This window comes from Streptomyces sp. NPDC047000, assembly GCF_040644295.1.
Classification (GTDB): domain Bacteria; phylum Actinomycetota; class Actinomycetes; order Streptomycetales; family Streptomycetaceae; genus Streptomyces.
Window position 1 is genome coordinate 58331 of record NZ_JBEYWE010000029.1, and the last position, 24658, is coordinate 82988.

Annotated in this window: 23 protein-coding genes; 15 read left to right on the plus strand and 8 right to left on the minus strand. The window is 72.5% G+C overall.

What is annotated here, in order from left to right; translation table 11 throughout:
• Positions 1-34 precede the first annotated feature (34 nt).
• The 10 genes from ABZ862_RS31975 (at position 35) to metK (ending at position 8963) form a co-directional block, all read left to right on the plus strand.
• Complete coding sequence (locus ABZ862_RS31975) at positions 35-1030, plus strand: DMT family transporter (RefSeq protein WP_360965804.1); 996 nt, start codon at positions 35-37, stop codon at positions 1028-1030.
• Positions 1031-1045: 15 nt separating this feature from the next.
• A complete protein-coding gene (locus tag ABZ862_RS31980; protein WP_360965807.1) occupies positions 1046-1810 on the plus strand; it encodes a response regulator transcription factor in 765 nt (254 codons plus the stop codon).
• Between the two features lie 210 nt (positions 1811-2020).
• Positions 2021-3490 carry an AMP-binding protein gene (locus ABZ862_RS31985; RefSeq protein ID WP_360965810.1) on the plus strand — a complete coding sequence of 490 codons (1470 nt, stop codon included), beginning with the start codon at positions 2021-2023 and terminating at the stop codon, positions 3488-3490.
• Complete coding sequence (locus ABZ862_RS31990; protein ID WP_360965814.1) at positions 3487-3747, plus strand: acyl carrier protein; 261 nt, start codon at positions 3487-3489, stop codon at positions 3745-3747. Before ABZ862_RS31985 ends, ABZ862_RS31990 begins: the two co-directional genes overlap by 4 nt.
• 66 nt (positions 3748-3813) lie before the next feature.
• Positions 3814-4191: an ectoine synthase gene (locus ABZ862_RS31995; RefSeq protein ID WP_360965817.1), complete on the plus strand. Its 378-nt coding sequence runs from the start codon at positions 3814-3816 to the stop codon at positions 4189-4191.
• Between the two features lie 74 nt (positions 4192-4265).
• The gene (locus ABZ862_RS32000; protein WP_360965820.1) at positions 4266-5429 is read left to right on the plus strand and encodes an acyl-CoA dehydrogenase family protein; all 1164 of its coding nucleotides are present in this window, start codon (positions 4266-4268) and stop codon (positions 5427-5429) included.
• A 59-nt stretch (positions 5430-5488) separates the two neighbouring features.
• The gene (locus tag ABZ862_RS32005) at positions 5489-6229 is read left to right on the plus strand and encodes a transglutaminase-like domain-containing protein (RefSeq protein ID WP_360965823.1); all 741 of its coding nucleotides are present in this window, start codon (positions 5489-5491) and stop codon (positions 6227-6229) included.
• A gap of 1 nt (position 6230) precedes the next feature.
• The gene (locus ABZ862_RS32010; protein WP_360965826.1) at positions 6231-6785 is read left to right on the plus strand and encodes a hypothetical protein; all 555 of its coding nucleotides are present in this window, start codon (positions 6231-6233) and stop codon (positions 6783-6785) included.
• 102 nt (positions 6786-6887) lie between these two features.
• Positions 6888-7649 carry a nucleosidase gene (locus ABZ862_RS32015; protein ID WP_360965829.1) on the plus strand — a complete coding sequence of 254 codons (762 nt, stop codon included), beginning with the start codon at positions 6888-6890 and terminating at the stop codon, positions 7647-7649.
• A gap of 90 nt (positions 7650-7739) precedes the next feature.
• Entirely contained in the window at positions 7740-8963 is a 1224-nt protein-coding gene (gene metK, locus ABZ862_RS32020; protein WP_360965831.1) for a methionine adenosyltransferase, read from the plus strand.
• A gap of 111 nt (positions 8964-9074) precedes the next feature.
• Here the strand turns inward: metK and ABZ862_RS32025 are convergent, their stop codons facing one another.
• Positions 9075-10424 carry an acyltransferase gene (locus ABZ862_RS32025; protein ID WP_360965834.1) on the minus strand — a complete coding sequence of 450 codons (1350 nt, stop codon included), beginning with the start codon at positions 10422-10424 and terminating at the stop codon, positions 9075-9077.
• 303 nt (positions 10425-10727) lie between these two features.
• Here ABZ862_RS32025 and rfbH point away from each other — a divergent pair, with 303 nt between their 5' ends.
• Positions 10728-12029: a lipopolysaccharide biosynthesis protein RfbH gene (rfbH, locus tag ABZ862_RS32030; RefSeq protein ID WP_360965837.1), complete on the plus strand. Its 1302-nt coding sequence runs from the start codon at positions 10728-10730 to the stop codon at positions 12027-12029.
• Here the strand turns inward: rfbH and ABZ862_RS32035 are convergent.
• Positions 12010-13278 carry a macrolide family glycosyltransferase gene (locus ABZ862_RS32035; protein WP_360965840.1) on the minus strand — a complete coding sequence of 423 codons (1269 nt, stop codon included), beginning with the start codon at positions 13276-13278 and terminating at the stop codon, positions 12010-12012. The two genes, rfbH and ABZ862_RS32035, sit on opposite strands and share 20 nt — an antisense overlap.
• Before the next feature lie 38 nt (positions 13279-13316).
• Entirely contained in the window at positions 13317-13922 is a 606-nt protein-coding gene (locus ABZ862_RS32040; RefSeq protein WP_360965843.1) for a dTDP-4-dehydrorhamnose 3,5-epimerase family protein, read from the minus strand.
• Between the two features lie 223 nt (positions 13923-14145).
• Here ABZ862_RS32040 and ABZ862_RS32045 point away from each other — a divergent pair, with 223 nt between their 5' ends.
• Positions 14146-15135 (plus strand): NAD(P)-dependent oxidoreductase, encoded by a 990-nt coding sequence (locus ABZ862_RS32045; protein ID WP_360965846.1) that lies wholly within the window; start codon positions 14146-14148, stop codon positions 15133-15135.
• 136 nt (positions 15136-15271) lie between these two features.
• Here ABZ862_RS32045 and ABZ862_RS32050 read toward each other — a convergent pair whose 3' ends face one another.
• From ABZ862_RS32050 to ABZ862_RS32065, 4 genes are all read right to left on the minus strand, one after another.
• Positions 15272-16060 (minus strand): AfsR/SARP family transcriptional regulator, encoded by a 789-nt coding sequence (locus ABZ862_RS32050; protein ID WP_360965849.1) that lies wholly within the window; start codon positions 16058-16060, stop codon positions 15272-15274.
• Between the two features lie 2 nt (positions 16061-16062).
• Entirely contained in the window at positions 16063-17100 is a 1038-nt protein-coding gene (gene rfbB / locus ABZ862_RS32055) for a dTDP-glucose 4,6-dehydratase (RefSeq protein ID WP_360965852.1), read from the minus strand.
• A gap of 210 nt (positions 17101-17310) precedes the next feature.
• The gene (locus ABZ862_RS32060) at positions 17311-18558 is read right to left on the minus strand and encodes an activator-dependent family glycosyltransferase (RefSeq protein ID WP_360965855.1); all 1248 of its coding nucleotides are present in this window, start codon (positions 18556-18558) and stop codon (positions 17311-17313) included.
• Positions 18559-18606: 48 nt separating this feature from the next.
• Entirely contained in the window at positions 18607-18882 is a 276-nt protein-coding gene (locus tag ABZ862_RS32065; protein WP_360965858.1) for a ferredoxin, read from the minus strand.
• 331 nt (positions 18883-19213) lie between these two features.
• Here ABZ862_RS32065 and ABZ862_RS32070 point away from each other — a divergent pair, with 331 nt between their 5' ends.
• The 3 genes from ABZ862_RS32070 to ABZ862_RS32080 are packed head-to-tail and all read left to right on the plus strand — an operon-like array spanning position 19214 to position 23164.
• Positions 19214-20458: a cytochrome P450 gene (locus tag ABZ862_RS32070; protein WP_360965861.1), complete on the plus strand. Its 1245-nt coding sequence runs from the start codon at positions 19214-19216 to the stop codon at positions 20456-20458.
• Positions 20459-20487: 29 nt separating this feature from the next.
• Positions 20488-21708 carry a cytochrome P450 gene (locus ABZ862_RS32075; RefSeq protein ID WP_360965864.1) on the plus strand — a complete coding sequence of 407 codons (1221 nt, stop codon included), beginning with the start codon at positions 20488-20490 and terminating at the stop codon, positions 21706-21708.
• A 10-nt stretch (positions 21709-21718) separates the two neighbouring features.
• Positions 21719-23164 (plus strand): acyltransferase, encoded by a 1446-nt coding sequence (locus tag ABZ862_RS32080; protein ID WP_360965867.1) that lies wholly within the window; start codon positions 21719-21721, stop codon positions 23162-23164.
• A gap of 115 nt (positions 23165-23279) precedes the next feature.
• Here ABZ862_RS32080 and ABZ862_RS32085 read toward each other — a convergent pair whose 3' ends face one another.
• On the minus strand, positions 23280-24605 hold the full coding sequence (locus tag ABZ862_RS32085) for a prolyl oligopeptidase family serine peptidase (RefSeq protein WP_360965869.1): 1326 nt from the start codon (positions 24603-24605) through the stop codon (positions 23280-23282).
• Between the last annotated feature and the right edge of the window lie 53 nt (positions 24606-24658).

Below are 24658 nucleotides of genomic sequence, written 5' to 3' on the forward strand. Positions count from 1 at the left end.
GAGCCGTGCGCGAGAGAAGGGACGGGACGATCCCGTGAAGCGTGTCAGCGCCCTGCAGTTCATCGCCCTGGGGATCATCTGGGGCTCCAGCTATCCCCTGATCAAGGTGTCCGGGGAAGGGCTGAACCCCGGTCAGCTGGTGCTGGCCCGGCTGGTCCTCGGGGCGGCGGTGCTGACCGTCGTCGGCGCGGTCACCGGGGCGCGGCTGCCGCGGTTCGGGTTCGTGTGGGTGCACATCACCGTGACCACCGTGCTCGGCATGGTCGCCCCGTTCCTGCTGCTGGCCTGGGGCGAGCAGCACACCAGCGCCGCCATGGCCGGGGTGCTCACCGGGGCCACCCCGGTGCTGACGCTGGGCCTGGCCACCGTGCAGCTGCGCAGTGAGCGGGCGACGGCGCGGCGCGGCCTCGGGGTGGCCCTCGGGTTCGCCGGGATCGTGCTGGTCATCGCGCCGTGGCACGGCGCGACCGGTACCGCCGGCGGCGAGCTGGCCTGTCTCGCCGTCGCCGTGATCTACGCCGGGCACGCGGTGTTCGTCCGCAAGTTCCTGTCCGACCGGGGCATCCCGCCGATCTCGTCGGCGGCCGCGCAGACCCTGGTCGCGATGGTCCTCCAGGCGGCGCTGCTGCCCTTCCTGGGCTGGCGCACCCCGTCGGTCACCTGGCAGGTGGCCCTGAGCATCGTGCTGCTCGGCGTGTTCGGCACGGGGCTCGCCTACGTCCTCTACAACCGGCTGATCGCGGACATCGGCGCGACCGGCGCCTCCGCGGTCAACTACCTCGTGCCGTTCATCAGCCTGGTCATCAGCGCGGTGTTCCTGGGCGAGACGATCAGCTGGAACGTGCCGGTCGGCGGCGCGGTGATCGTCGCGAGCATCCTGCTCGGCGAGAACCAGCTGCGGACGGGGGGCGGGCTGCCGCGGCTGCGGCGGCCGGGGCCCGGCCGTCCGTCCGGCGGCGGTGACCCGGCGTCCGGGCCCGAGCCGCTGCTCGCGGCGGCCGTGCCGGCCGCCGGGGCGGAAGAACGCTAGGAGGTCGAGCCACTCATGCCCACCTTCCCCACCGGTACCGGTCCCGGCGCCGGTCCGGGCACCGCGCCCGGCACCGGAGCCCTCCGGGTCGCCGTACTGGCCCGGCGGCCGCTGCTCGTGACGGCCCTGCGTGCCCTGCTGACCCAGGAACCCGGTCTCCGCCCGGCCGGCGAGGCCGCGTCCTGGCCGCAGCTGCGGCGCCTGCTGGACACGGCGGCGCCGCGCGTCGTCCTGATCGACGACTCCGATCCCGGCTGGGACACCGCCGACGTGCTGCGCGCCCTCGGGTCCGGCCCGCGGCGCACGGCGGCGATCGTCCTCGTCGGGGAGGGCGGCCGGACGGGTTCCGGCGGACCGGGCGGCCGGACCGTGGACGCCGGCGCGCTGGAGTACCTGTGGGCCGGGGCCGACGGCTTCGTGCTCCAGGACGCGGCGCTGAGCGAGATCGCCGCCGCGATCCGCGCCGTGGCGGCGGGCCACGCCGTGCTGCCGCCGCCGCTGACCCGTCGGCTGGTGGACCTGCTGGTACGACGCGTGCCGCCGCAGCCCGATCCGCCCCGGGTGTCGACGCTGACCTCGCGCGAGCGGGAGATCTTCGACCTGGTCGCCGCCGGGATGTCCAACGGCGAGGTCGCCGAGGCCCTGGTGCTCAGCGAGAAGACCGTGAAATTCCATGTGTCCAATCTGCTGCGCAAGCTGGGCGTGCGGAATCGGGCGCAGGCGATCGTCTGCGCATGGGACCAACAAGTTCTGGCAGGACGGCGGGGCGGGCCTTTCTGAGAAAAGTTCCGAGAATAAGCATTCCGGCTTCCGATTCTCCCGGATTACCGTCCGGGAGCGGTTTTCCATGCGTTCTCCCACTTCTTCGAAAACCGGACCAAAGGACAGGTACAAAACCCCGTCACTGGTCCGAAGAAAGAAATGGCCCGACACCCGCAGAATGACGGGGAAAAGCAGTACGGGATCCGTTGTCCGACTCGATGGGGAGCCATGTCCAGATCGCTGGCAGGTGACATCACAGAACGTGCGAAGCAGAACCCGGACGCCCCGGCGCTGCTGCTGGGCAGCACCGGCAGCCAGGTCGTCACCTACGGCGAACTGGCCGCCGTCGCGGAGCGGATCGGCGCCGAACTGGCCGCCGGGTATCCCGACACCGGCCGGCCGCTGGCCCTCCAGGCGGCCAAGTCGCCCGTGGCGATCGCGACCGTGCTGGCCTGTCTTCAGTCCGGCCGCCCGCTGCTGCTGGCCTCCCCCGAGCTGGGCCGCGAACTCCTCGCCGACCTGGTCGCCCGCAGCGGCAGCCAGGCCGTGCTCGGCGTCCTGGGCGACGAGCTGACGCACCGCCGGGACGGGGTCGTACCGGCGGACGCCGCCCCGGCGCTGCCCCCGGACACCGCCCTCGTGCTGACCACCTCCGGCTCCACCGGCACCCCCAAGCTGGTCCCGCTGGGCGGTGACGGCATCGACGCCTTCACCTCCTGGGCCGGCGGTTCCTTCGACCTGGGCGCCGGCAGCCGGGTCCTCAACTTCGCGCCCCTCAACTTCGACCTCACCCTCCTCGACATCTGGGCCACGCTGCGGCACGGCGGCTGTGTGATCCCGGTGGACCACGACCGGTGCCTGGACGGGCGGTATCTGAGCGGGCTGCTGGCGAGTACCGGGCCGCACGTCGTGCAGGCGGTGCCGATGTTCTTCCGGCTGCTGACGGAGTCGGGCACCGCGCCAAACTTCCCGGGCGTGCGCGACGTACTGCTCACCGGCGACCATGTGCCGCGCCCGGTGCGGGCCGGACTGGCCCGGCTGTTCCCCGGCGCCCGGCTGCACAACGTGTACGGCTGCACCGAGACCAACGACAGCATGATCCACAGCTTCGCCGCGGGTGAGGCCGCCGACCGGGACGTCCTGCCGCTGGGCAGCCCGCTGCCGGGCGTCCTGGTCGAGATCCTGGACCGGGGCGAGGTGCTGTACGGCCCCGGCACCGGTGAACTCGTGGTCCACACCCCGTTCCAGACCGCCGGCTACCTCGGTGAGACGGGGGCACGCGCGACGGGCCTGAACGACAGGTTCACCGTGCGCGGCGACCGCACCTGGTACCGCACCGGCGATGTCGTCACCCGCTCCGCCGACGGCGAGCTGACCCTGGTGGGCCGCACCGACTCGCAGGTCAAGGTGCGCGGGGTGCGCATCAACCTGGAGGAGATCGAGCGGGTCATCCAGATCCATCCCGCGGTCACCGAGGCCGCGGTGGTCGCCGTGCCGGATCCCGCCTCGGGAAGCGCGCTGCACGCCTTCGTCCGGTTCGGCGAGGACGCGGTGACCAGGCTCCAGCTGCGCAGCTACTGCGCCGCCAAGGTCAACCGGGCGGCGATCCCCACCGCGTTCCACCTGATGACCGAACCGCTGCCGACCGGCCCCACCGGCAAGGTGAGCCGTCGCCGTCTGATGGAGAAGATCTCATGACCGTCCAACGCGACATCACCGCGTACATCGTGGCCGAGTACCTGCCGGGCACCCCCGCGTCCGAGCTGGAGCCGGAGTACGACCTGCTGGAGACCGGCGTGATCAGCAGCCTGGACCTGCTCCGGCTGATCGAGTGGCTGGGCGACCGCTACGACATCCCGTTCGCCGACCTGGAGATCTCCCCGGAGGACTTCCGGTCGGTCGCGGCCATGGAGAAGGTCGTCCAGCGCTTCGCGGGCGTGACCACCGCCGACTAGGCCACGCCCGTCACCCCATCCACCCACCTCTGGAGAGACCTCACTCACCCCCTGGAGAGACAGAACATGTTCATTCGCGAGAAGTCGCAGGTCGCCCCCGTCGAGTGGGGCAGCGGCCCGAGCCACCGTCTGCTGGTCGAGGCGGACAACATGGGCTTCGGCATCTGCCACACCGTCGTCCGGGCGGGCACCAAGTCACGGCTGCAGTACCGCCGTCACCTGGAGGCCTGCTACTGCATCAACGGTTCGGGCCGGGTGGAGGCCGCCGACGGCAGCGTGACCGCGGACCTCACCCCGGGTGTGCTGTACGTCCTCGACGACCACGACGCCCACTTCCTGATCGCCTCCCCGGAGCAGGACATGGAGCTGGTGAGCGTGTTCAACCCGCCGCTGCGGGGCGACGAGAGCCACAGCCTGACCGACGAGGCCTTCTCCCAGTACTGAGCCCCCGCCGGGCCTCACGGGCCCCACGGGGTCCCCAGGTCCAACGGCCACCCAAGGATCGGACATCTCCCGTCATGAAGCGCTGGAGCGCGGAACAGCAGGAACTGCGCGAGGCGATCGGCGCCGTGGCCGCCAAGGCCGGCACCGACCACCTCGAACGCGACCGGACCGGCACGTTCGACCGGGACGGCTGGCAACGCCTCAAGGACGTCGGCCTGTTCGGGCTGCCGTTCGACCCGCAGTACGGCGGACTGGGGCAGGACCTGCCGACCACCGTCCACGTACTGGAGGAACTCGGCTACGCGTGCCAGGACTCCGGGCTGAACTTCTCGGTGTCCACCCACATGGTGAGCACCGGGATCCCGCTCCAGCGCTTCGGCTCGTCGGCGCTGAAGGCCCGCTATCTGCCGGAGATCTGCGCCGGTTCGATGATCGGCGCGCACGCCGTCACGGAGCCGTCCGGCGGCTCGGACGTGATGGGGATGCGCACCACGGCCGTCCTGGACGGCGACGCGTACGTCCTGAACGGCAGCAAGTCGTTCATCTCCAACGCCTCCATCGCCGACCTGATCGTCGTCTACGCCCGCACCGGACCGCCCGGCGACCTGGCCGGGATCACCGCGTTCCTGGTGCACCGGGACACGCCGGGACTGACCGTGGGCAACCCCATCTCCAAGATGGGGCTGCGCACCTCACCGCTGTGCGAGGTGTTCCTGGACGACGTCAGGGTGCCCCGGGACCATGTCGTCGGCAGCAGGGGCGCCGGCTTCCTCATCTTCGACCACGTGATGAAGTGGGAGATCCTCTGCGGCTTCGGGATCAGCACCGGTGAGATGCGCCGGCGCCTGGAGCGGTGCGTGGAGTACGCCCGCACGCGGACCCAGTTCGGCACGGTCATCGGCGCCAACCAGTCCGTCGCCAACATGATCGTGGAGATGCGGATCGACCTCGAGACCTCGCAGAAGTGGATCCACGACACCGCCGAGAAGGTGCACGCCAAGGCCGACGCGGCGGGTGACATCGCCATCACCAAGCTGGTGGTGAGCGAGGCCAACGTCCGCTCCGCGCTCAACGCGGTGCAGGTGTTCGGCGGTTACGGCTACGTCAGCGAGTACGGCGTCGAGAAGGACCTGCGGGACGCCGTCGGCGGGCGGATCTACTCCGGCACCTCGGAGATCCAGCGCCAGCGGCTGGCCTCCCTGATGGGCCTGAACCGTCCGGTCAGGCCGTCGGCTTGAGCAGCATGCGGATCCGGCGCATGGATCCGGCACATGGATCCGGAAGGAAACCCCACCCCATGGCAGAGCACACCACCGGCACCGCGACGGCCGAGGCGCCGACGCTGGCCGCGACCGAGTTCCTGGACCACGACTCCCCGGCCGTACGGGAGTTCGTCGACAAGACCCTGGCCGACGCGTCCGTCCCCGCGGCGGCGACCGGCACCGAGAAGGCCATCGCCCTCTTCTACGCCGTCCGCGACGGCATCACCTACGAGGTCTACGGCGCCGACCTGACCCGCCACGGGCTGAGCGCGACCGGTGTGCTGGAGAAGGGCTTCGGGTTCTGCGTCCACAAGTCCATCCTGTACGCGGCCGCGCTGCGCGCCGTCGGCGTCCCGAGCAAGGTCTACTACGGCGACGTGCGCAACCACCTCGCCTCGCCGCGGCTGCGCGAGCTGGTCGGCGGTGACGTGTTCCGCTTCCACAGCCTGACCGTCGTCGGGCTCGACGGGAGGTGGGTGAAGGCCACGCCGGTCTTCAACAAGCTGCTGTGCAGGCTGTACAAGATCAAGCCGCTGGAGTTCGACGGGCGGACGGACAGCCTGTACCACCCGTACGACGAGGACGGCCGCCGGCACATGGAGTTCCTCCACGAGCACGGCTCCTTCGACGACGTCCCCTACGACCTGGTCGTCGGCGGCATCCGCGCCGCCCATCCGCAGCTGTTCGCGAACGCCCACACGACGGTCTCCGGCTCCCTGGCCGAGGAGGCCGACGGGGTGGACGGGGCCGGCGGCCGGACCACGGCGGCGGCCTGAGATGACACCGGCACCGGACGCGGCGGCGGTGGCGGCGGCGGAAGACGTGGCCGGCCCGGACGGCCTGGACGGCTACGCCGACTTCGGGGACTGGACGCACCCGGTGTCCCACAGCGTCCCCGGCGGGCATCTGGTCCTGCCGGGCGCCCGGCTGAAGTGGTACGACATCCGGGTCGCCGGGCAGCCGGAGTCTCCCGAGGTCAGTGACGGGGCAAGGGAGTTCCTGCGTGCCGAGACGGCGGCCGGGCTGCTGGAGTTCCGCCGGGAGCTCGGCTACGTCCTGCTGCACCGCTGCGGTGCCGCCTTCCATGTGATGCAGGTCTGCGTGTGGCGCGACCGCAACGAGCTGGTCCAGGCGATCTACGCCCGCGACGGCGGCGGCTGGCAGCCGTACGAGCAGGAGGCGGGTCTCCAGCTCGCCACCCAGGACGTCGTCGAGCTGGACGTGACCGCGCACGAGCGGCGCGCCTGGTCGGTGTATCTGCGGTCGGCCCGCGACACGGCGGCGAAGCGGGCGTACCTCGACGACTTCGACGCCGAGCGCGACGTCGGCTGACCGCCGGCGAAGCCGGGATCCTCGCGGCGGGACACGAGGGCCCTTCCGCCGGTCGCGGAAGGGCCCTCGTGCATGACCGACGCCGAGAGAGAGAAGAGAACCGTGACCAGTCCCCCGACCACCGGACCCCCGGCGGCAGACCCGGTGTTCCACCCGGCGTTCCACCCGGTGCTGCACGGCGAGATCCGCGGCGACCGTCCGCTGATCGTCGCGGCCGTGGAGGAGGAGGCGGCGCGGCTGGACGACCGGTTCCCGGTGCTGATCACCGGGATGGGCAAGGTGAACGCGGCCACCGCGCTCGCCGTGACGCTGTCGGAGGGCGGGCCGCCGCGCGAGATCGTCAACCTGGGCACGGCGGGAGCGCTGAAGGAAGGTTTCCACGGCCTCCAGGTGATCTCCCGCGTCCTCCAGCACGACCTGGACACCGCCCTGCTGCACACGCTCAGCGGCCGCGTCTACGGCGCCCCGCTCACCGTCGTTCAGGCCCCCGGCCCGACGCTGGCGACCGGGGACACCTTCGTCACCGACCCGGCCGTCCGCGACCGGCTCGCCGAGGAGGCCGACCTGGTCGACATGGAGGGGTACGCGGTCGTGGCCGTGGCCCGGCGGCTGGGTGTGCCGGTACGGCTGGTCAAGTACGTCAGCGACCGGGCCGACGAGAGCGCGCGCACCACCTGGCCGGACGCCGTGGACCACGCCGCCGGGATCCTCGCGGGGTGGGTGGACACCCACCTCCCCGCGCCCGCTTCCGCGGACGGCCTGCCCCTGCGCCCCCGTACGTCCGTCACCTTCGCCCCTCACCGGTCCGAACGCCGGTCCGGGCAGGCCCCGCACCGCCCGCTGCCGGCGCCGCAGCCCTCGTAGCGCGGGCCGCCGGGTACCGGCCCCGCCGCCGGAGCCCACCGCAGTCCTCACCGCAGACCTCACCGCAGAGCCCAGCCAAGGGAGCATTTTGTGTCTCAGCGACTGTTCACCTCGGAGTCCGTGACCGAGGGCCACCCCGACAAGATCGCCGACCAGATCAGCGACACGATCCTGGACGCGCTGCTGCGCGAGGACCCGTCGTCCCGGGTCGCGGTCGAGACCCTCATCACGACCGGTCAGGTCCATGTGGCCGGCGAGGTCACCACCACGGCGTACGCGGACATCGCGACGCTGGTCCGCGAGAAGATCCTGGAGATCGGCTACGACTCCTCCGCGAAGGGCTTCGACGGCGCGTCCTGCGGTGTCTCGGTGTCGATCGGCGCGCAGTCGCCGGACATCGCGCAGGGCGTCGACACGGCGTACGAGAGCCGGGTCGCGGGTGCCTCCCGGCGGGACGAGGCCGACGAGCTCGACCGGCAGGGTGCCGGTGACCAGGGTCTGATGTTCGGTTACGCCACGAACGAGACGCCGTCCCTGATGCCGCTGCCCATCGAGCTGGCGCACCGCCTGTCCCGCCGTCTCGCCGAGGTCCGCAAGAACGGCACCGTCCCCTATCTGCGCCCCGACGGGAAGACTCAGGTGACCATCGGCTACCTGGGCAGCAAGCCGCTGCGGCTGGACACGGTGGTCGTCTCCTCGCAGCACGCCGCGGACATCGACCTGGCGTCGCTCCTCACCCCGGACATCCGGCACGAGGTCGTCGAGCACGTCCTGGCGGGTCTGGCCGACGACGGCATCAAGCTGGAGTGCGACGACTACCGGCTGCTGGTCAATCCGACGGGACGGTTCGAGATCGGCGGCCCGATGGGCGACGCGGGCCTCACCGGCCGCAAGATCATCATCGACACGTACGGCGGCATGGCCCGGCACGGCGGCGGCGCCTTCTCGGGCAAGGACCCGTCGAAGGTGGACCGTTCGGCGGCGTACGCGATGCGCTGGGTCGCCAAGAACGTCGTCGCGGCGGGGCTTGCCGCCCGGTGCGAGGTCCAGGTCGCCTACGCCATCGGCAAGGCGGAGCCGGTGGGGCTGTTCGTGGAGACGTTCGGCACGGGGGCGGCTCCGCAGGCGGTGATCGAGAAGGCCATCTCCGAGGTGTTCGACCTGCGGCCCGCGGCGATCATCCGGGATCTGGATCTGCTGCGGCCGGTCTATGCGCAGACGGCCGCCTACGGGCACTTCGGGCGGGAGCTGCCCGACTTCACGTGGGAGCGGACCGACCGTGTCGGGGCGCTGCGGGCGGCGGCGGGGGTCTGATCGCGCGCGGTCCCTCAGCCCCGTGCCCCAGGAGGAGACCGAGCCGCCCGCGCCGGGGTTCCCGGCGCAGGCGGCTCGGTGCGAAGACCGGTCCGGCGTGGTGGGCCCGGGTCAGCCGTAGGCGTGCAGGCGTTTGGTGTATTCGGGGGTGCGCAGGGCCTGGGCGTAGTCCTTGGGCAGGCCGATGTGGATGTCCCGGCCCGCGTCTCCCGCCGGGGTCGGGGTGATCAGGAGGGACCAGGGGATCGGGTTGCCCGGGAAGCCGAACCAGAAGGCGGGACCCGCTCCGAAGTCGAGCTCGTAGACCGGGAGCCGGCCCACGTTGTTGACGCCGATCAGGGTGTCGAAGGAGTCCAGGGCCATGCGGCTCAGGACCCGGGGCATGCGGCGGGCCCGGCGCTGGACGTCCAGCCAGGCGGCCTCCTCGCGGATGCGGGCCTCGGTGAGGGCCGACAGCGACTCGCGTATCGTCGCCGCCACTTCGGGGAGGGGTGCCTCCCGGAGCCGGCCGGCGGGGAGTTGTGCGGTGACGTTCGTGATGCCGTTTCCCCAGTAGCCGCCGGGCAGGTGGTCGCGCAGGACCTGGCGGAGGCCCACCACGACTCCCAGGCGTTCCGGGGCGGCCGCCGGGCGGCCCCGGAGGGCTGCCAGTACCCGCCACACGTGGGCCGTCAGCGCGTCGCCGCTGGAGATCCGGGGGGAGCCTCCCGTGCGCGCGTGGTCCTTCAGTGCGGCGATCTCGTCGGCCGTGAAGCGCAGGGTGACCGTGCGGAGCGAGCGGGCGCCGGCGTTGACGCGCCAGACGAAGCGGAACTTCTGCCGGCCGGGGACGACCGTGTACTGGGTGCTGCGCGGCTCCCCTGCGGGCGCCCGCAGGGTGTTGAAAGGGTCCCGGGTGTACGGGACCGGGGCGGGGGGCTCCTGGCCCGCGTGGACGCGTTGCCAGTGCTGGAGGAAGGCGAGGTGGCTCGCGCCGTCGGCGATGCCGTGGTTGATCGCGATGCCGAGGACCGAGCCGCCGTCGCGCATATGGGTGACGCGGACCGTCAGGAGGGGGGTGTCGTGGTCCACCACACGGAAGGCGTTCGCGCGGTGGAGGTAGCCGTTCAGGTCCGGCCGGGCCGGGTGGTCCGGGCCGTAGTCCGGCATGGGGCGGTCGCTGTGGCTCTCCGTGAACGGGATGCCGGAGTCGTCGCAGCGGACGCTCAGGCCGCCGTCGGGGTCACGGACCAGGCGGCCGGTGAGGAGGGGGAAGTGCGGGAGGGTGGCCGCCAGGGAGTCGCGCAGGGCGGCGGCGTCCAGTCGGTGGCGGTGGAAGAACACGCGGGGCGTCGCGAAGGTGCCGTTCACCAGGTCGTAGACGCTCAGGCGGACGCGTTCGCCGGTCGCCGTGCCGGCGCGCACGGTGGTGGTGCGGGACGACGGGGGTGCGGTGCGGGCGCGGAGGGGCTTGGGGGGCATGGGGGGCCTCGCTGGGATCGTCGGCCCGGGTGGGCGGTGCGGCGGGGCGGACACTCCAGGGTGACGGGTCACGGGCGAGGAAATCCCTAGCTTCGGCCGCGCCGTCCCAGGGCTTCGGCCGCGGCGTCCCAGGGCGTCTTGGTGGATCCCTAGACTTCCCCGGCCGTGCTGGGCAGGGGTCCGCGGGGTGTGCTGGGCTGGGCATCCCGGCCGGCCGTTCCGGTGCGGGGGACCCCGCTCGCACTCCTGCCGCCGAGGCACGGCCCGCGTACCCGTCGGCAGCCACAGGGAGGCCACCAGCCGATGGGTAACGCCAAGACAGAGATCCTCGACCTGGTACGCGAGTACCACCGCAACAGCGCGGCCTCGGGGTTCGTCCCCGGTGTCACGCCCGTCTGGGCCTCCGGCGCCGTCCTCGACGAGGAGGACCGGGTCGCGCTGGTGGAGGCCGCGCTGGACATGCGGATCGCCGCGGGCCCGAGCTCGCGCAAGCTGGAGCGGTCGCTGGCCAAGTACTTCGGGCTGCGCAAGGCGCATCTGACGAACTCCGGTTCGTCCGCGAACCTGCTGGCGCTCAGCGCGCTCACCTCGCCGCAGCTCGAGGACGCCCGGCTGGTGCCGGGCGACGAGGTGATCACCGTGGCGGCCGGGTTCCCCACGACCGTCAACCCGATCATCCAGAACGGGCTCGTCCCCGTGTTCACGGACGTCGAGCTCGGCACCTACAACCCCACACCGGAGCGGATCGAGCAGGCGATCGGCCCGCGCACCCGGGCGATCATGGTGGCGCACGCGCTCGGCAACCCCTACGCCGTCGAGGAGATCGCCCAGATCGCCGACGCCCACGGGCTGTTCCTCATCGAGGACAACTGCGACGCCTTCGGCAGCACCTACCGGGGGAAGCTGACGGGGACGTTCGGTGATCTCGCGACCGAGAGCTTCTATCCCGCCCACCACATCACGATGGGCGAGGGCGGGGTGGTCCTCACGGACAACATGGCGCTGGCCCGCATCGTGGAGTCCATGCGGGACTGGGGCCGCGACTGCTGGTGCGAACCCGGTGAGGACAACCGCTGCTTCAAGCGGTTCGAGCAGCAGATGGGGACGCTGCCCGCCGGCTACGACCACAAGTACATCTTCTCCCACGTCGGTTACAACCTGAAGTCGACCGATCTGCAGGCCGCGCTGGGGCTTCAGCAGCTGTCCCACATCGACGAGTTCGGCAAGGCGCGGCGGCACAACTGGGCGCGGCTGCGGGAGGGTCTCGACGGGCTGCCGTACCTGATCCTGCCGGAGGCCACGCCGGGCAGCGACCCGAGCTGGTTCGGCTTCGCGCTCACCGTCGCGCCGGACGCCCCCTTCGCGGCCGCCGCGCTCATCGACCACCTGGAGACCGGCAAGGTCGCCACCCGGCGGTTCTTCGCGGGCAACCTCACCCGTCACCCGGCCTACGCCGAGCGGGAGTTCCGGGTCAGCGGCCCGCTGACGAACAGCGACACCACCACCGAGGGCACCTTCTGGATCGGTGTCTATCCCGGGCTGACGGACGAGATGATCGACCACAGCGTCGCCACGCTGCGCGGTTTCATCGAGCGGCCCCACTGAGCAGCCCGGCCGTACGGCCCGCACGGTCCGTCCTCCGCGCCGCCGACCAGCGCTCCACCAGGTCGGCGGCGCGCCGTGCGCCTCCGGCGGACCGGACGGCGGCGCGCATCGCGGTCAGCGCGGCGGGGGTGCGCGGGTCGTCGAGGAGGTCCGTGACCGTGCGGGCCAGGGTGGCGGCGTCCAGCTCCGCCCTGGGCAGTGCCCTGCCCACCCCGCACTCCGCCAGCCGGGCGGCGCTCAGGTCGAGTTCGTGGGCGCGCGGGACGGCGACGACGGGGGTGCCGTGGTACAGCGCCTCCATGAGGCTGCCCATGCCGGCGTGGCAGACCAGGACGTCCGCGTACGGCAGGACGGCGGGGTGCGGCAGCCACTCGTGGACCTCGATGTGCTCCGGCAGGGGCCCCAGTCGTGCCCGGTCCACGCCGCGGCCGAGGGTCATCACCACGTGCCAGCGCTCCGGGTCGAAGGCGGTGGCGCAGGTGCGGAAGAAGCCGCCGCGGTCGCCGGCCTCCGTGCCGAGCGACACCAGGGCCGTACGGCGGCCGTCGGCGGGCGGGGTCCACAGTCCGGCCGGGGCGTCGGTGACCGTCGGGCCGACGAACGCGAAACGGTCGTCGTCGAAGCTGTCGCCCTCGATCTGGAACTCCCGGGGGAGGAACACCAGGTTGTGCTCGTCCCATTCGGTGCCGTAACGGCCCATCTCGTCGAGTCCGATGCCGTGTTCGCCCATGAAGGCGATGAGGGCGCCGGCGCCGTCGGCCATCCGGGGGTGGCCCGGGTCCCACATCTGTTTGCGCAGCGAGAACGTCTCGTTCGCGGCGTGGCTCGGGAACATCTGGACCGGCAGTGCGCCCAGGACCCGGGCGGCCACCCGGCCGGCGGCCACGTTCTCGAAGTCGTAGAGGACGACGTCGGGCACGTCGTCGGCGAGGGCGGAGAGGGCGGCGGGGAACACCGTGCGGATGGTGTCCACCAGCAATGCGTAGCCTTCGTCGGCGAGTTGGTCGGGGCTCGGGTCGGCGGACCGGTAGAAGTCGCCGCGCGCGGAGGTGTAGGTGACGGCGCGGGCGCCCGCCTCCCCGACCAGGGCGGCGAACCGCTCGTCCACGACGTACGTCACCCGGTGGCCGCGCGCGATCAGCTCGCGGGCGGGGCCGAGGCTCGGGGCGACATGCCCGAAGTCCGCGAACGGCAGCACGGCGCAGTGCAGTGCGCGGTGGGGGGCGGCGGGGCTCTGCGGGTGCGGCATCGGCTGGTCCTTCGGTGCGGGCGGCGGCGTCAGGGCCGTCAGGCCGTGCCGCTCAGGGCCGCGTAGTGGGCGAGGCAGTCCTCGTACGACGGCAGCAGTCCGGCCGTGCGCGCGGTGGCCACGGAGACGGCGGCGGAGTCCTTGGACGACATCAGCGGCGTCTCCGACAGGTCCCACGGCAGGGCGAGTTCGGTGTCGAAGGGGTCGATGTCGAGCTGGGTGCCGGGCACGAACTCGGTGGAGCAGAGGTAGGAGACGCAGGTGTCGTCGGTGAGGGCGAGGAAGCCGTGCACGAGGCCTTCGGCGACGAAGACGGTGTCGCCCGACTCGGCGGTCATCCGGTTCGCCTCGTGCACCCCGAAGGTGGGTGAGCCGATCCGCAGGTCCACGACGATGTCCAGGACCGCGCCCCGCACCACGCACACCACTTTCGCCTGGCCCGGCGGCAGCAGGGTGCCGTGCAGACCGCGCAGGGTGCTCCTGCGGGAGACCGAGTAGTTGACCTGGACCACGGGCACCGGCCTGCCGATCTCGGCGGCCAGCTTGTCGTGGCGGAACGACTCGTAGAAGTTGCCCCGCACATCGCCGTGCTTGTGCGGCGTGATGTGGAAGGCGTCCGGCACGGCCATCTCTCGAACCTTCATGGTGTCAGCACCCTATGGCGCCCCGTTCGAGGACCGTTGGAGGACGTTTCGAGCCCGGCACAGGGCCCGCTCAGGCCGTGCTCGGGTCGAACCGTCCTTAAGAAATCCTCGATCGCCGGGTGCCAGAGTGACCGCGCGGCACGGTGACGTGCACAGCGGTGACCGGGCAAGGTCGTGGTACGGAAGCCTTCGGCGGCAGCCGTCGGCAGGAGGAGGCAGCGGCATGGCGCTGGTCGGTACGCGGGGGCTGCCTCAGGGGCCGGGCGGGGGGCCGTCGGGCCGGGTGGTCGTCCTGGGCGCCACCGGATTCGTCGGCCTGCACGCCGGCGCCGCCCTGGAGGCCGCCGGTCACGAGGTGCTCGCGGTCGCCCGGCACGCCGGCAAGACCCCGGCGTCGTGGCGGTTCTTCCCGATGGACCTGGTCAAGGACGGGCCCGCGCCGCTGACCGGCCTGATCGACGCGGAGCACCCGGTGGCCGTCGTCAACGCCGCCGGCGTGGCGTGGTCGTCGTCGCCCGGGGTGATGCGGCAGGGCAACCAGCTGCTGGTGGACCGTCTCCTCGCCGCGCTCGGCGCCGCCTCCTGGCAGCCGCGGCTGGTGCATCTCGGGTCCGTCCACGAGTACGAGCCGCAGGCGGCGGGCGGGTGCCTCGCCGAGGACTCCCCGACCGTTCCGACGACGGACTACGGCCAGTCGAAGCTGCTCGGCACCCGCGCGGTGCTCCGCTCGACGGCCGAGGGCCGCACCGACGCCGTGGTGCTGCGGCTGTCCAACGTGATCGGTGCCGGGACCCCGCCGAGCAGTCTGCTGGGGCGGGTCGCACGGCAGTTGCTCGCGCCGCCCGCCGTCCCCGGCGAGCCGGTCACCGTGCAGCTGTCGCCGCTGCGCAGCAGCCGGGACTTCGTCGACGCCAAGGACGCCTCCGAGGCGATCGTCGCGGCGACCCGGACGTCGGCGGCGCGGGGGCGGGTGCTGAACATCGGCAGCGGTACGTCGCAGCATGTGCGCACCATGGTCGACCTGCTCATCGCGGCCAGCGGGCGGACCGCCCAGGTGGTCGAGGACAGCGGCGGCACGGTACGGCCCGCCGCGGACGCCGACTGGATGTGCGTCGACGTCTCCGCGGCCCGTGAGCTGCTGGGGTGGGAGCCCCGGCGGGGGGTCGGGGAGGCGGTGCGGGATCTGTGGACGGCGGTGGAGGCGGCGGGGTGAGGACCCCTGGCGCCCTCATGTCCCGCCGGGGCTCGCTGTGTCCCCCGTGTCCCGCCGGGGCTCGCCGCGTCTCCTCCGGGTCTGCCCCGTGTCCTGCGGCTGCTCCTCCGGCTGCCGTGGGGCGCCGGGCGCCCGGTCAGCCCACCAGCAGGCTGAGGTCGGCCGCGGTGACCCGGTCGGTGAGGACGTGCTGGCGGATCTGCTGGAGTCCCGGTGACGGGTCGAGGCCGAGCTCGTCGCGCAGCAGGCTGCGCAGCCGCTGGTAGACCTGGAGGGCCTCGCTGCGCCGGCCGCAGCGCTGCAGCGCGATGATCAGGCCGCCCTGGAACCACTCGTGCAGCGGATAGGTGCTGGCGAGTTCCTTGAGTTCCGGGACGAGTTCGCGGTGCAGCCCGAGCGAGAGACCCGCGGTGATACGCAACTCCAGTGCGTGCATGTGGAGTTCCTCCAGGCGCAGCGCGTACGCCTGGAGGTAGGGGCCCTGCGGCACGTCGGCGAACGGCTGTCCCGCCCACCAGGCCAGCGCCGCGCCGACGCGTTCCGTCGCCGTACGGGCGTCACCGGCCTCGATCGCGGAACGTGCCTGCACGGTGAGCCGTTCGAACTCCTCGGCGTCGTAGTCGCCGGGGGCCACCCGCAGCAGATAGCCGGTGGCCCGGGTGACGAGCGGACCGGTGCCGGCGACCGTGTCGCCGTCGGTCTGGAGGAACTTGCGCAGCTGGTAGACGTACGTCTGGATGGTGGCGGTGGCGCTGCGCGGCGGGGTGTGGTCCCACAGTTCCGCGGCGATGGCCGGGATGGACACCAGGGTGTTGCGGCGGGCCAGCAGCAGGGCGAGCATCTGGCGGACCTTGGGGGCGGTCGGGGTCACCGGCCGCCCGTCGTCGGTCACCTCGAGCAGCCCGAGGGTGCGGAAGGTCAGCATGCTCAGGCTCCGGTCCCGGTGGTGGCCCCGTGGTCCGGGGCCGGGCCGGTGGCGCTCTCCGCGGTGGTCTCCGTGGCGGTCTCCCACCAGTCGCGGTGGGCGCGGTACCAGGCGACGGTCTCGTCGAGGCCCTCGGTGAAGTCCTTCTGCGGCTTGTAGCCGAGTTCGGTGTGGATCTTCGTCCAGTCGACGGAGTAACGGCGGTCGTGGCCCTTGCGGTCGGTGACGTACTCGATCTGGCCGGGGCCGGCTCCGCACGCCTCCAGGAGGCGCTCGGTGAGCTGACGGTTGGTCAGTTCGGTGCCGCCGCCGATGTTGTAGATCTCGCCGGCCCGGCCGCGGGTGCGGACCAGTTCTATGCCGCGGACGTGGTCGTCGATGTGCAGCCAGTCGCGCACGTTGAGGCCGTCGCCGTAGAGGGGGACCTTCTCGCCCTTCAGGAGACGCGTGACGAAGAGCGGGATGATCTTCTCCGGGAACTGGTGGTGCCCGTAGTTGTTGGAGCAGCGGGTCACCCGGACGTCCATGCCGTGCGAGCGGTGGTAGACGAGCGCGAGCAGGTCGCTGGCCGCCTTGGACGCGGCGTAGGGGGAGTTGGGGTCCACCGACTTCTCCTCGGAGCAGGACCCGGACTCTATGGAGCCGTAGACCTCGTCGGTGGAGACGTGCACGAAGGTGCGGATGCCGTGGCGCAGCGCGGCGTCGAGGAGGACCTGGGTGCCCAGCACATTGGTGCGCACGAACTCGGCGGAGCTGGACAGCGAGCGGTCGACGTGCGACTCGGCGGCGAAGTGCACCACCTGGTCGTGCTCGGCCATCAGCGGTTCCACGACGGACGCGTCGCAGATGTCGCCGACGACCAGCCGGAAGCGCGGCGAGCCGGCCACCTCGTCGAGGCTCGCCCGCTTGGCGGCGTAGGTGAAGGCGTCCAGGACGGTCACCGACACGTCGTCGGGGCCGAGGGGCCCGAGGAGGGTGCGGACGTAGTGGGAGCCGATGAAGCCGGCACCGCCGGTCACCAGGATGCGCGTCTGACTCATCGGGGTTACGGCGTCCGGCACCCCGTGGGTCCGGGGTGGGGTGGCGGGGGCGCCGTCCTCCTTCCTCGTGTGTGCGGTGCGGGGTGGGGCAGGGCCGGGGGTGGGGCGGGATGGAGCAGGTGGGGCGGGGTGGAGTGTACGGCGGACGGTCGGGGAGGACGGTCGGTCGCGGACGCCGACCGGGCGTGGCCGCCGGTCGCGGCGGCCGGGTCAGCGGTCCGCCGTGAGGCGTTCCAGGAGGGGGACCAGGGCGTGCGGGCTGGGCAGGGCGGCGGACTCGTCGCGCAGCCGCCCGGCCGCCGCCGCGAACGACGGGTCCTCCAGGAGCATCCGGGTGTGGACCAGGACCTGTCCGGCGTCCACGTCGCTGTGGTGCACGAAGATCCCGGCGCCGGCCTGCTGGAGGGCGAGCCCGCGCAGCTCCTGGTCGGCGACGTTGGTGGAGAGGGCGAGCTGCGGGACACCGTTGACGAGCGCGGTGGAGAAGGAACCCCAGCCGCCGTGATGGACGACGGCCGCACAGGTCGGCAGCAGGGTGCTCAGCGCGATCCCGCTGACGGCGCGGACGTTGGGCGGCAGATCGCCGAGCTGCTCGGCCTGTTCGGGCATGAGGGCGGCGACGACGTCCACGCCGAGCGCGCCGAGGGCGGTGAGGATGTCGTCGAGGGGGACGTAGTCACCGCCGTACGCCTCGGTGTTGGTGCTGCCGAGGGTGACGCACACCCGGGGCTGCTTGGGCTGCTCGCGCAGCCAGTCCCAGGCGACGGCGGGGCCGTTGTAGGGGACGTAGCGCATGGACAGCTGGTGCAGCTCGGACGGCGGGCGCAGGCTCGGCGGGAGGGTGTCGATGGTGAACCGGCCGTTCAGCAGCTCCTCGTCGCAGGTCACGCCGTAGGGCGCGCCGCGTTCGTCGAGCCAGTCGGCGAGCGGGTCGACGCGCTCCGGCTCCGGCTGCTGCCGGGCCAGCTCGACGAACGTGCGGCGGGCTCTGCCGTAGACGTCGGCGCACCACAGCAGCCGGGCGTGGGCGGCGCCGCAGGCGCGGGCGGCGACGGCGCCCGCGTAGGCGATGGGGTCACGGATCACGAGGTCGGGGCGCCAGTCGCGGGCGAGGGCGACCATGTCGTCGAGGACGAGGTCGTTGTAGCGGGCGAAGCCGTAGGGCACGCTGATCTCGTAGCGCTCGCGCAGGGCCGCCCAGTCGGTCTCGCCGGGGCCGAGGCGGCCCCAGTTGGCGACGTCGGCGTCCTGGGAGTCACGGGCGGCGGCCATGTCGGCGTGGATGGCGTGGTCGTCACCGACGGGGGCGGCGGTGAGGCCCGCGCCGGTGATGGCGGGGGTCAGGGACGGGGCGTTGGCCATCAGCACGTCGTGCCCGGCCGCCGCGAGGGCCCAGGCGAGCGGCACCATGGTGTAGAGGTGCGACTTCTCCGACAGACCGGCGAACAGTACGCGCATGGCGACCTCTCGTTCCTGATGCCTGGGTGACGCTGGGCGGGGCGGGGATCAGCCCGCGGCCTCGTGCTGGTGCTGGTCCTCGTGCTGGTGTCCGTGCTCGTTCTCGTCGTCGTTCTCGTGCTCGTCGTCGTTCTCGTGGAGGGTGATGGCGCCCAGCGGGCAGGAGTAGCCGGCGTCGCGGACCGCCTCGTGGTGCTCGCTGCCCGGATGTTCCACGAGCAGCAGGGCGTGACCGTCGGTCTCGTCCTGGTCGAAGACCTCGGGGGCGATCAGCGCGCACTGACCCGCTCCCATGCACTTGTCGTGGTCGATCGCGATGTCCATGCCGGTGCCGGCCTTCCGCGTCGTGGGCGGTACGGGCGCCCGGCGGTCTGGGCGGCGGCCGGGCCTGCCCATCTTCGGCTCTGCGCCTGCTCGTTGCGGCCGGTGGGCGGGACTGTCTGGGATTTCCTCCAGAGATTCGGGGGCGGCGCGGGAGCCGGTACTCGGTGAATCCCTAGAGTGCGCCGACGTTCCTGGTCCGCGGGGCGCGGCGCGTGCTGGAGTGGCGCGAGAGCCGGGCCCCGCCGGGGTGCCGGTCCGACCCGGTGCGCCGTGTGCCGCACCCCGCGCCCCCGCGTGAGCGCGCCGGGGCCGCACGAAAGGGGAATCACTGGTGGCCAAGGAAGGACCCGGAGCCGTAGCCGGCACCGCCCCCGTACCCGGCACCGCCCCCGGAGCCGCCCCCGCCGCCGGCAGGCCCCCCACGGTCGAGCCGGACGGCGGCAGGGCCCTGGTCGCCTGGCTGGCGCGGATGCGGGACGAGAACCCGGTGTGGCGGGACGGGGACGGCCATGTGCACCTCTTCCGGCACGAGGACATCCAGCGCGTCCTGGCCGACCCGGCGACCTTCTCCTCCGACACCGTGGGCCGGCTGACCGGCGGCGAGAAGCAGGCGCCGCGCGGCACGCTGCTGCTCCTGGACCCGCCGCTGCACGGCAAGATGCGCCGGCTGGTCAGCCGTGCCTTCACCCCGAACCTGATCACCGGCCTCGAACCGTGGATCACCGACCTCACCGCCGAACTCCTCGACGCGGCAGGCGAGTCGGACCGTTTCGACCTCGTCGACACGCTCGCCAACCCGCTGCCGGTGACGGTGATCGCCCGGATGCTCGGTGTGCCGCCGTCCGACCGGGACCGCTTCCAGGGCTGGGCCGACCAGCTGCTGACGACCGACCCCGAGGACCCCGAGGCCGTCCAGCGGATGGAGGAGACCGGCAAGGTCATCGCCGCGTACCTCCAGGGTTTCATCGACGACCGGCGCAGCACCCCGCAGAGCGACCTGCTGGGCATGCTGGTGGGCGCGGAACTGGACGGCGAGCGCCTGGACGACGAGGACATCGCAAGCTTCGCGACGCTGCTGCTGCTCGCCGGGCACATCACCACGGCCGTGCTGCTGGGCAACGCGCTGATCTCGCTGGACGAGAACCCGGAGCTGTTCGAGCGGGTGCGGGAGGACCGGTCGCTGCTGCCGGCGGTGCTGGAGGAGACGCTGCGGCTGCGGCCGCCGTTCACCCGTATCGAGCGGGTGACGGCGGCGGCGACGGAGTTCGGCGGGCTGGAGATCGGGCCCGACACCCTGGTCCACCTCTGGCTGCTGTCCGCCAACCGCGACGAGCGGGTCTTCGAGGACGCGGCCGCCTTCCGCCCGGACCGCTCCAACGCCCGTCAGGCGGCGTTCGGGCACGGCATCCACTACTGCATCGGGGCGCCGCTGGCCCGTCTGGAGGCGCGGATCGCACTGAACGCGCTCCTCGACCGCTACGCCCGCGTCGAGGTCGCCCCGGACGCCCGGCTCACCTACCACGGCACCAACGTGTTCGGCGCGCGGCACCTGCCGCTGGTCGTCAAGCGCGCCTGACCGAATCCTGACGCGAGGAGCAAGCGACGATGAAGAGCAGGCCCGACGCCCCCGTGATCCCGTCGGACCGCGGCAGGTGCCCCTTCGACCCGCCCGCGGAGTACGCCCGGCTGCGCGAGAAGGAGCCGGTCAGCCCGATCACCTTCCAGGTGTACCCGAAGGACCCGAGCGGCTGGCTGGTCACCCGGCACGACCTGGTGCGCCAGATCCTCGCCGACAACCGCTTCAGTCACCGCAACGAACTGCTGGCGCATGTCGTCGCGCCGCCGTTCCCGATGACGGAGTACGCCCCGCAGCCGTCCGCGCCGGGCGCGTTCGCGAAGACCGACGCACCGGAGCACGCCAAGTACCGGCGCCTGCTGGCCGGTCACTTCACGGTGCGCAAGATCCAGCAGTTCGAGCCGGAGCTGGTCCGCATCGTGGACCGGACCCTCGACGAGATGGAGGCGCAGGGTTCGCCCGCCGATCTGCTGAAGTCGTTCGCGGAGGTGGTGAGCGTCCGCTCGGTGCGCGCCCTGATGGGGGTGTCGGCCGAGCTGATGGAGGTCATCTCGAAGAGCTTCGCGCTGATGATGACGCTGACGTACACCCTGGAGGAGTTCATCGGCGCCGTCGAGGCGATGGACGCGGCCCTGCGGCCGGTGGTCCGGGAGCGGATGGCGGAGCAGGGCGACGACTTCTTCGGGCAGCTGGCGGCCACCGGGGAGCTGACCGAGGAGGAGATGGTCAACCTCGCGGTCCTCACGCTGGGCGGCTCACTGGACACGACGCCGAACATGCTGGCGCTGGGCACGTTCGCGCTGCTGGAGCACCCGGAGCAGCTGGCGCTGCTGCGCGCCCGCCCGGAACTGTACGGGGCGGGCGCCGTCGACGAGCTGATGCGCTACCTCACCATCTCCCAGATGGGTTCGAGCCGTTGCGCCCTGGAGGACGTGGAGCTGGACGGTGTCACCGTCAGGGCCGGTCAGACGGTGGTCCTCTCCCTGCCGTCCGCCAACCGTGACCCGGCGGTCTTCGACAACCCGGACACCCTCGACGTCACCCGCGTCCCGCGGGGGCACCTCGCGCTGGGCTTCGGCGCGCACCAGTGCCTGGGCCAGCATCTGGCCCGCACCAGTCTGCGGGTCGGTCTGAGCGCCCTGTTCGCCCGCTTCCCGAAGCTGCGCCTGGCGACCCCGGCAAAGGAGGTCCCGCTGCGCGACCGGGCGGTGCACTACGGGGTGGACCGGCTGCTCGTCGCGTGGGACTGAGGGGGACGCGGTGACGACGTCGAGGAAGCGGGCCGGGAGCCCGGAGGCGGCGCCGTTCCGGCGGACGGTGGAGAGCCGGGAGGTCCGCTCGTACGTGGTCCGCGCGGGCACGGCGGACGCCCCGCCGCGCCGGATCCGGCTGAGCGGTTACGACCTGCTGACCGGCTCCTGGTACACCCCGATGACGTTCTTCTACCGCGACACGCTCGACGGGGCGGAGCTGCGCGCGTCGCTGGCCCGCACCCTGCGCCGCTACCCGCCCCTCTCCGGCCGTCTGGTCCGGGACCCGGCCGGGTCGGGCGGCGGCCTGAGCGTGCTGTGCGACGACGCCGGGGTCCGCTTCACGGAGGCGGAGTCCCCGGAGCCGATGCGGGAGTACGGGCCGTCCGTGCGCGCCGAGCCGGTGATCGGCGGCCTGCTGCGCGAGGTGAGCGCGTTCCGCGTCATCGACCGGGACACCCCGCTCCTCAAGATCCGCCTGACGCAGCTGCGCGGCGGGGGCTCGGTCCTGGGCGTGATGATCAACCACAGCCTGGCGGACGGCGGCAACACGGTGGCGTTCCTGGAGAACTGGTCACGGGAGCACCGGGGGCTGCCGTGGCCCGGACCGGCTCCGGACCACGACCGTACGGCCCTGGACGCGCTGGGCGAGCTCTCCACCGACCCGGCGACCGTGGCCGCCCGCGCCTTCACCGGCGTCTCGCGCCTCCGTCTCCTGCGGACGAACCTGCGGGCGGGCCTGCACAGACTGGCGACGGTGACGACGCGTTTCGGCGCGGCCGAACTGGCGGCGCTGAAACGGGAGGCGCAGACCGGCCTCACCGGCGCGGACGCGTGGGTCTCCACCAACGACGCCCTGACAGCCCACCTCTGGCAGCTGTACGCCGGACTCCGCGCCCGCCCCGCCGACGCCCCGGAATGGCTGGGCCTGATCGTGGGCGCGCAGCCCCGCCTCGGCCCCGGCGCCCTCCCCGCCGGCTACTGGGGCAACTGTGTGACCAACAGCTGGACCGGCACGACGGCGGGCGCCCTGCGCGGGGCCCCGCTGGGCGGGGTCGCACAGGACGTCCGCTCCTGCCTGGAGGCCAACACGGCGGACAAACTCCGGGACGAGATCGCGTACTTGAACTCCTACCGCCGTTCCGGGGTCTCCCGGCACGTGATGTCGGTACGCGCGCCCGACGTCTCGGAGACCTCCCTGACGGTCAACAACTGGTCGCAGTTCCCGCTCTACGGCATCGACCTGGGCGCCGGGAAGCCGTTCTGGTACGAGTTCCCCGACCTCCCCGTCCCGACGGCGCACATCGCCCCGACCCCGGCACAGGACGGCGGCCGCGACGTCCACCTGTGCCTGCCGGTGCAGCACGCGGCGCGGCTGCGGGACGACCCGGCGTGGCAGGCGCGCCTCCACCCCTTCCCCGGCGCACCGGTACCGTCGGCAGCCCCCGGGGACTGAGACGTGCGGGCCCTCCCCCCGGGGCCCGCACCGAGAGCGGGCCGGGAACGCCATGGACGCCGTTCCCGGCCCCGCTTCTGCTCAGCGACGGGGAGGGAGCGCGACCGGAAGGTGGTCATTTGCCGTGTGTCGGGTGGGGTGTCCTCGGTTCGCAGTGGTTGCGGGGCGGGGTGTGCTCCAGGCGGTTCTTCAGCCAGGTGTTCAGGTCGTCGTGGCCGGCGATGGCCACGCCCGCGTGGTCGGTGCGGGGGTACGTCCGCCAGTCGACGCTGTCGTTCTTCGCGCACAGTTCACCGATGAGTTCCGTGGTGCGCTGCGGGAGCACGACCACGTCGTCCTCCCCCTGCTGGATCAGGATCGGGCCGGACGACGTCCGCTGCGCCGGGTTCAGGGACTCGAGGTACGTCCTGATGACCGGAGTGAGCTGCGCCAGGGCCGGGTTGAGTGTCCCGGCGTCCTTCTCCGGGGCGAAGAGGGCGAGATACCCCTCGATCTCGTCGAGGCAGAGGTTCTCCACACCGGGCTTCGTCAGTTCCCCGGCGACCTTCGGGGACAGCAGGGCCGGGTAGGGGAACTTCGCCGGGTCGTAGACGTGCGCGCCGACGGCGATGTACGTGAGCAGGCCGCGCAGCCCCAGCAGGGACTCTCCGGCGTTCTGCTTCTGCGCCATCGTCTGCATCGCTTCGTCGAGGTGGGAGGCGGGAGCCATGGCGGCGGTGCCCATGAACTGCATGCCTTTGGCCGAAGCCGCCCATTCACCGGCGGCCAGGGCCGCCTGTCCGCCCTGGGAGATGCCCACGGCGAACCACTTCCTGCCCACCGTGTTCCCGCCGGCGTGGCGCGCGGCCAGCGCGGCGTGGGCGATGGACAGGCCCTCCGCCCTCAGGCTGAGATAGCTGCTGAGGCGGCCCTCGGGGCCGAGGCCGGGGTAGTCGGCGGCGGCGACGGCGAAGCCGTTCCGCAGCCAGTCCAGCAGCAGGGGGGTCACCCCGCCGAGGCTCGCGGACCGTGACGGAGCGCAGTGGGAAGCCAGTCCCGTCGTGCCGTGCGCCCAGGAGATCACCGGCCAGCCGTCCTTGTCCGGGGGAGTTCCCCTGGGCACGAGCAGGAACCCGGTCGCCGCGACGGGCCTGCCGTGCTCGTCCGCGGTGCGGTACATGATGCGTTCGGCCCGGGAGACGACGGACGACAGCAGGAACGACGCCGGGGTGGGGATCGGCTGCGACCTGAGGATGTCGCCCGGCGCCGCCCGGTCGATGACGCTCTGGTCGGGGTAGGTGTAGAAGGAGTCCTCGGTCCGGCCGGACAGCGGAGCCGCCTGGGCCGCCGCCCCGGCCGGAGATCCGGGCGGGCCGTCGCCGGTGGTGCCGCACCCGGCGGTGGCCGCGACCAGTGCCAGCAGACCGAGTACGGCTATCGCTTCTCTCGCTTCTCTGCGCATGGGCGGGAGCCTCGCTCTTTGTCACGTTCCGTCCGGCGCGGGCGGCAAGCCCG

Excerpts from the sequence above, each read along its gene's own strand:
- ABZ862_RS32000 (WP_360965820.1), top strand. The coding sequence starts at position 4,266 with ATGAAGCGCTGGAGCGCGGAACAGCAGGAACTGCGCGAGGCGATCGGC.
- ABZ862_RS31985 (WP_360965810.1), top strand. The coding sequence starts at position 2,021 with ATGTCCAGATCGCTGGCAGGTGACATCACAGAACGTGCGAAGCAGAAC.
- ABZ862_RS31995 (WP_360965817.1), top strand. The coding sequence starts at position 3,814 with ATGTTCATTCGCGAGAAGTCGCAGGTCGCCCCCGTCGAGTGGGGCAGC.
- ABZ862_RS32050 (WP_360965849.1), bottom strand. The coding sequence starts at position 16,060 with ATGCTGACCTTCCGCACCCTCGGGCTGCTCGAGGTGACCGACGACGGG.
- ABZ862_RS31980 (WP_360965807.1), top strand. The coding sequence starts at position 1,046 with ATGCCCACCTTCCCCACCGGTACCGGTCCCGGCGCCGGTCCGGGCACC.
- ABZ862_RS32045 (WP_360965846.1), top strand. The coding sequence starts at position 14,146 with ATGGCGCTGGTCGGTACGCGGGGGCTGCCTCAGGGGCCGGGCGGGGGG.
- ABZ862_RS32065 (WP_360965858.1), bottom strand. The coding sequence starts at position 18,882 with ATGGACATCGCGATCGACCACGACAAGTGCATGGGAGCGGGTCAGTGC.
- ABZ862_RS32085 (WP_360965869.1), bottom strand. The coding sequence starts at position 24,605 with ATGCGCAGAGAAGCGAGAGAAGCGATAGCCGTACTCGGTCTGCTGGCA.
- rfbB (WP_360965852.1), bottom strand. The coding sequence starts at position 17,100 with ATGAGTCAGACGCGCATCCTGGTGACCGGCGGTGCCGGCTTCATCGGC.
- ABZ862_RS32005 (WP_360965823.1), top strand. The coding sequence starts at position 5,489 with ATGGCAGAGCACACCACCGGCACCGCGACGGCCGAGGCGCCGACGCTG.
- ABZ862_RS32035 (WP_360965840.1), bottom strand. The coding sequence starts at position 13,278 with ATGCCGCACCCGCAGAGCCCCGCCGCCCCCCACCGCGCACTGCACTGC.
- ABZ862_RS32010 (WP_360965826.1), top strand. The coding sequence starts at position 6,231 with ATGACACCGGCACCGGACGCGGCGGCGGTGGCGGCGGCGGAAGACGTG.
- rfbH (WP_360965837.1), top strand. The coding sequence starts at position 10,728 with ATGGGTAACGCCAAGACAGAGATCCTCGACCTGGTACGCGAGTACCAC.
- ABZ862_RS32075 (WP_360965864.1), top strand. The coding sequence starts at position 20,488 with ATGAAGAGCAGGCCCGACGCCCCCGTGATCCCGTCGGACCGCGGCAGG.
- ABZ862_RS31990 (WP_360965814.1), top strand. The coding sequence starts at position 3,487 with ATGACCGTCCAACGCGACATCACCGCGTACATCGTGGCCGAGTACCTG.
- ABZ862_RS32060 (WP_360965855.1), bottom strand. The coding sequence starts at position 18,558 with ATGCGCGTACTGTTCGCCGGTCTGTCGGAGAAGTCGCACCTCTACACC.
- ABZ862_RS32040 (WP_360965843.1), bottom strand. The coding sequence starts at position 13,922 with ATGAAGGTTCGAGAGATGGCCGTGCCGGACGCCTTCCACATCACGCCG.
- ABZ862_RS32025 (WP_360965834.1), bottom strand. The coding sequence starts at position 10,424 with ATGCCCCCCAAGCCCCTCCGCGCCCGCACCGCACCCCCGTCGTCCCGC.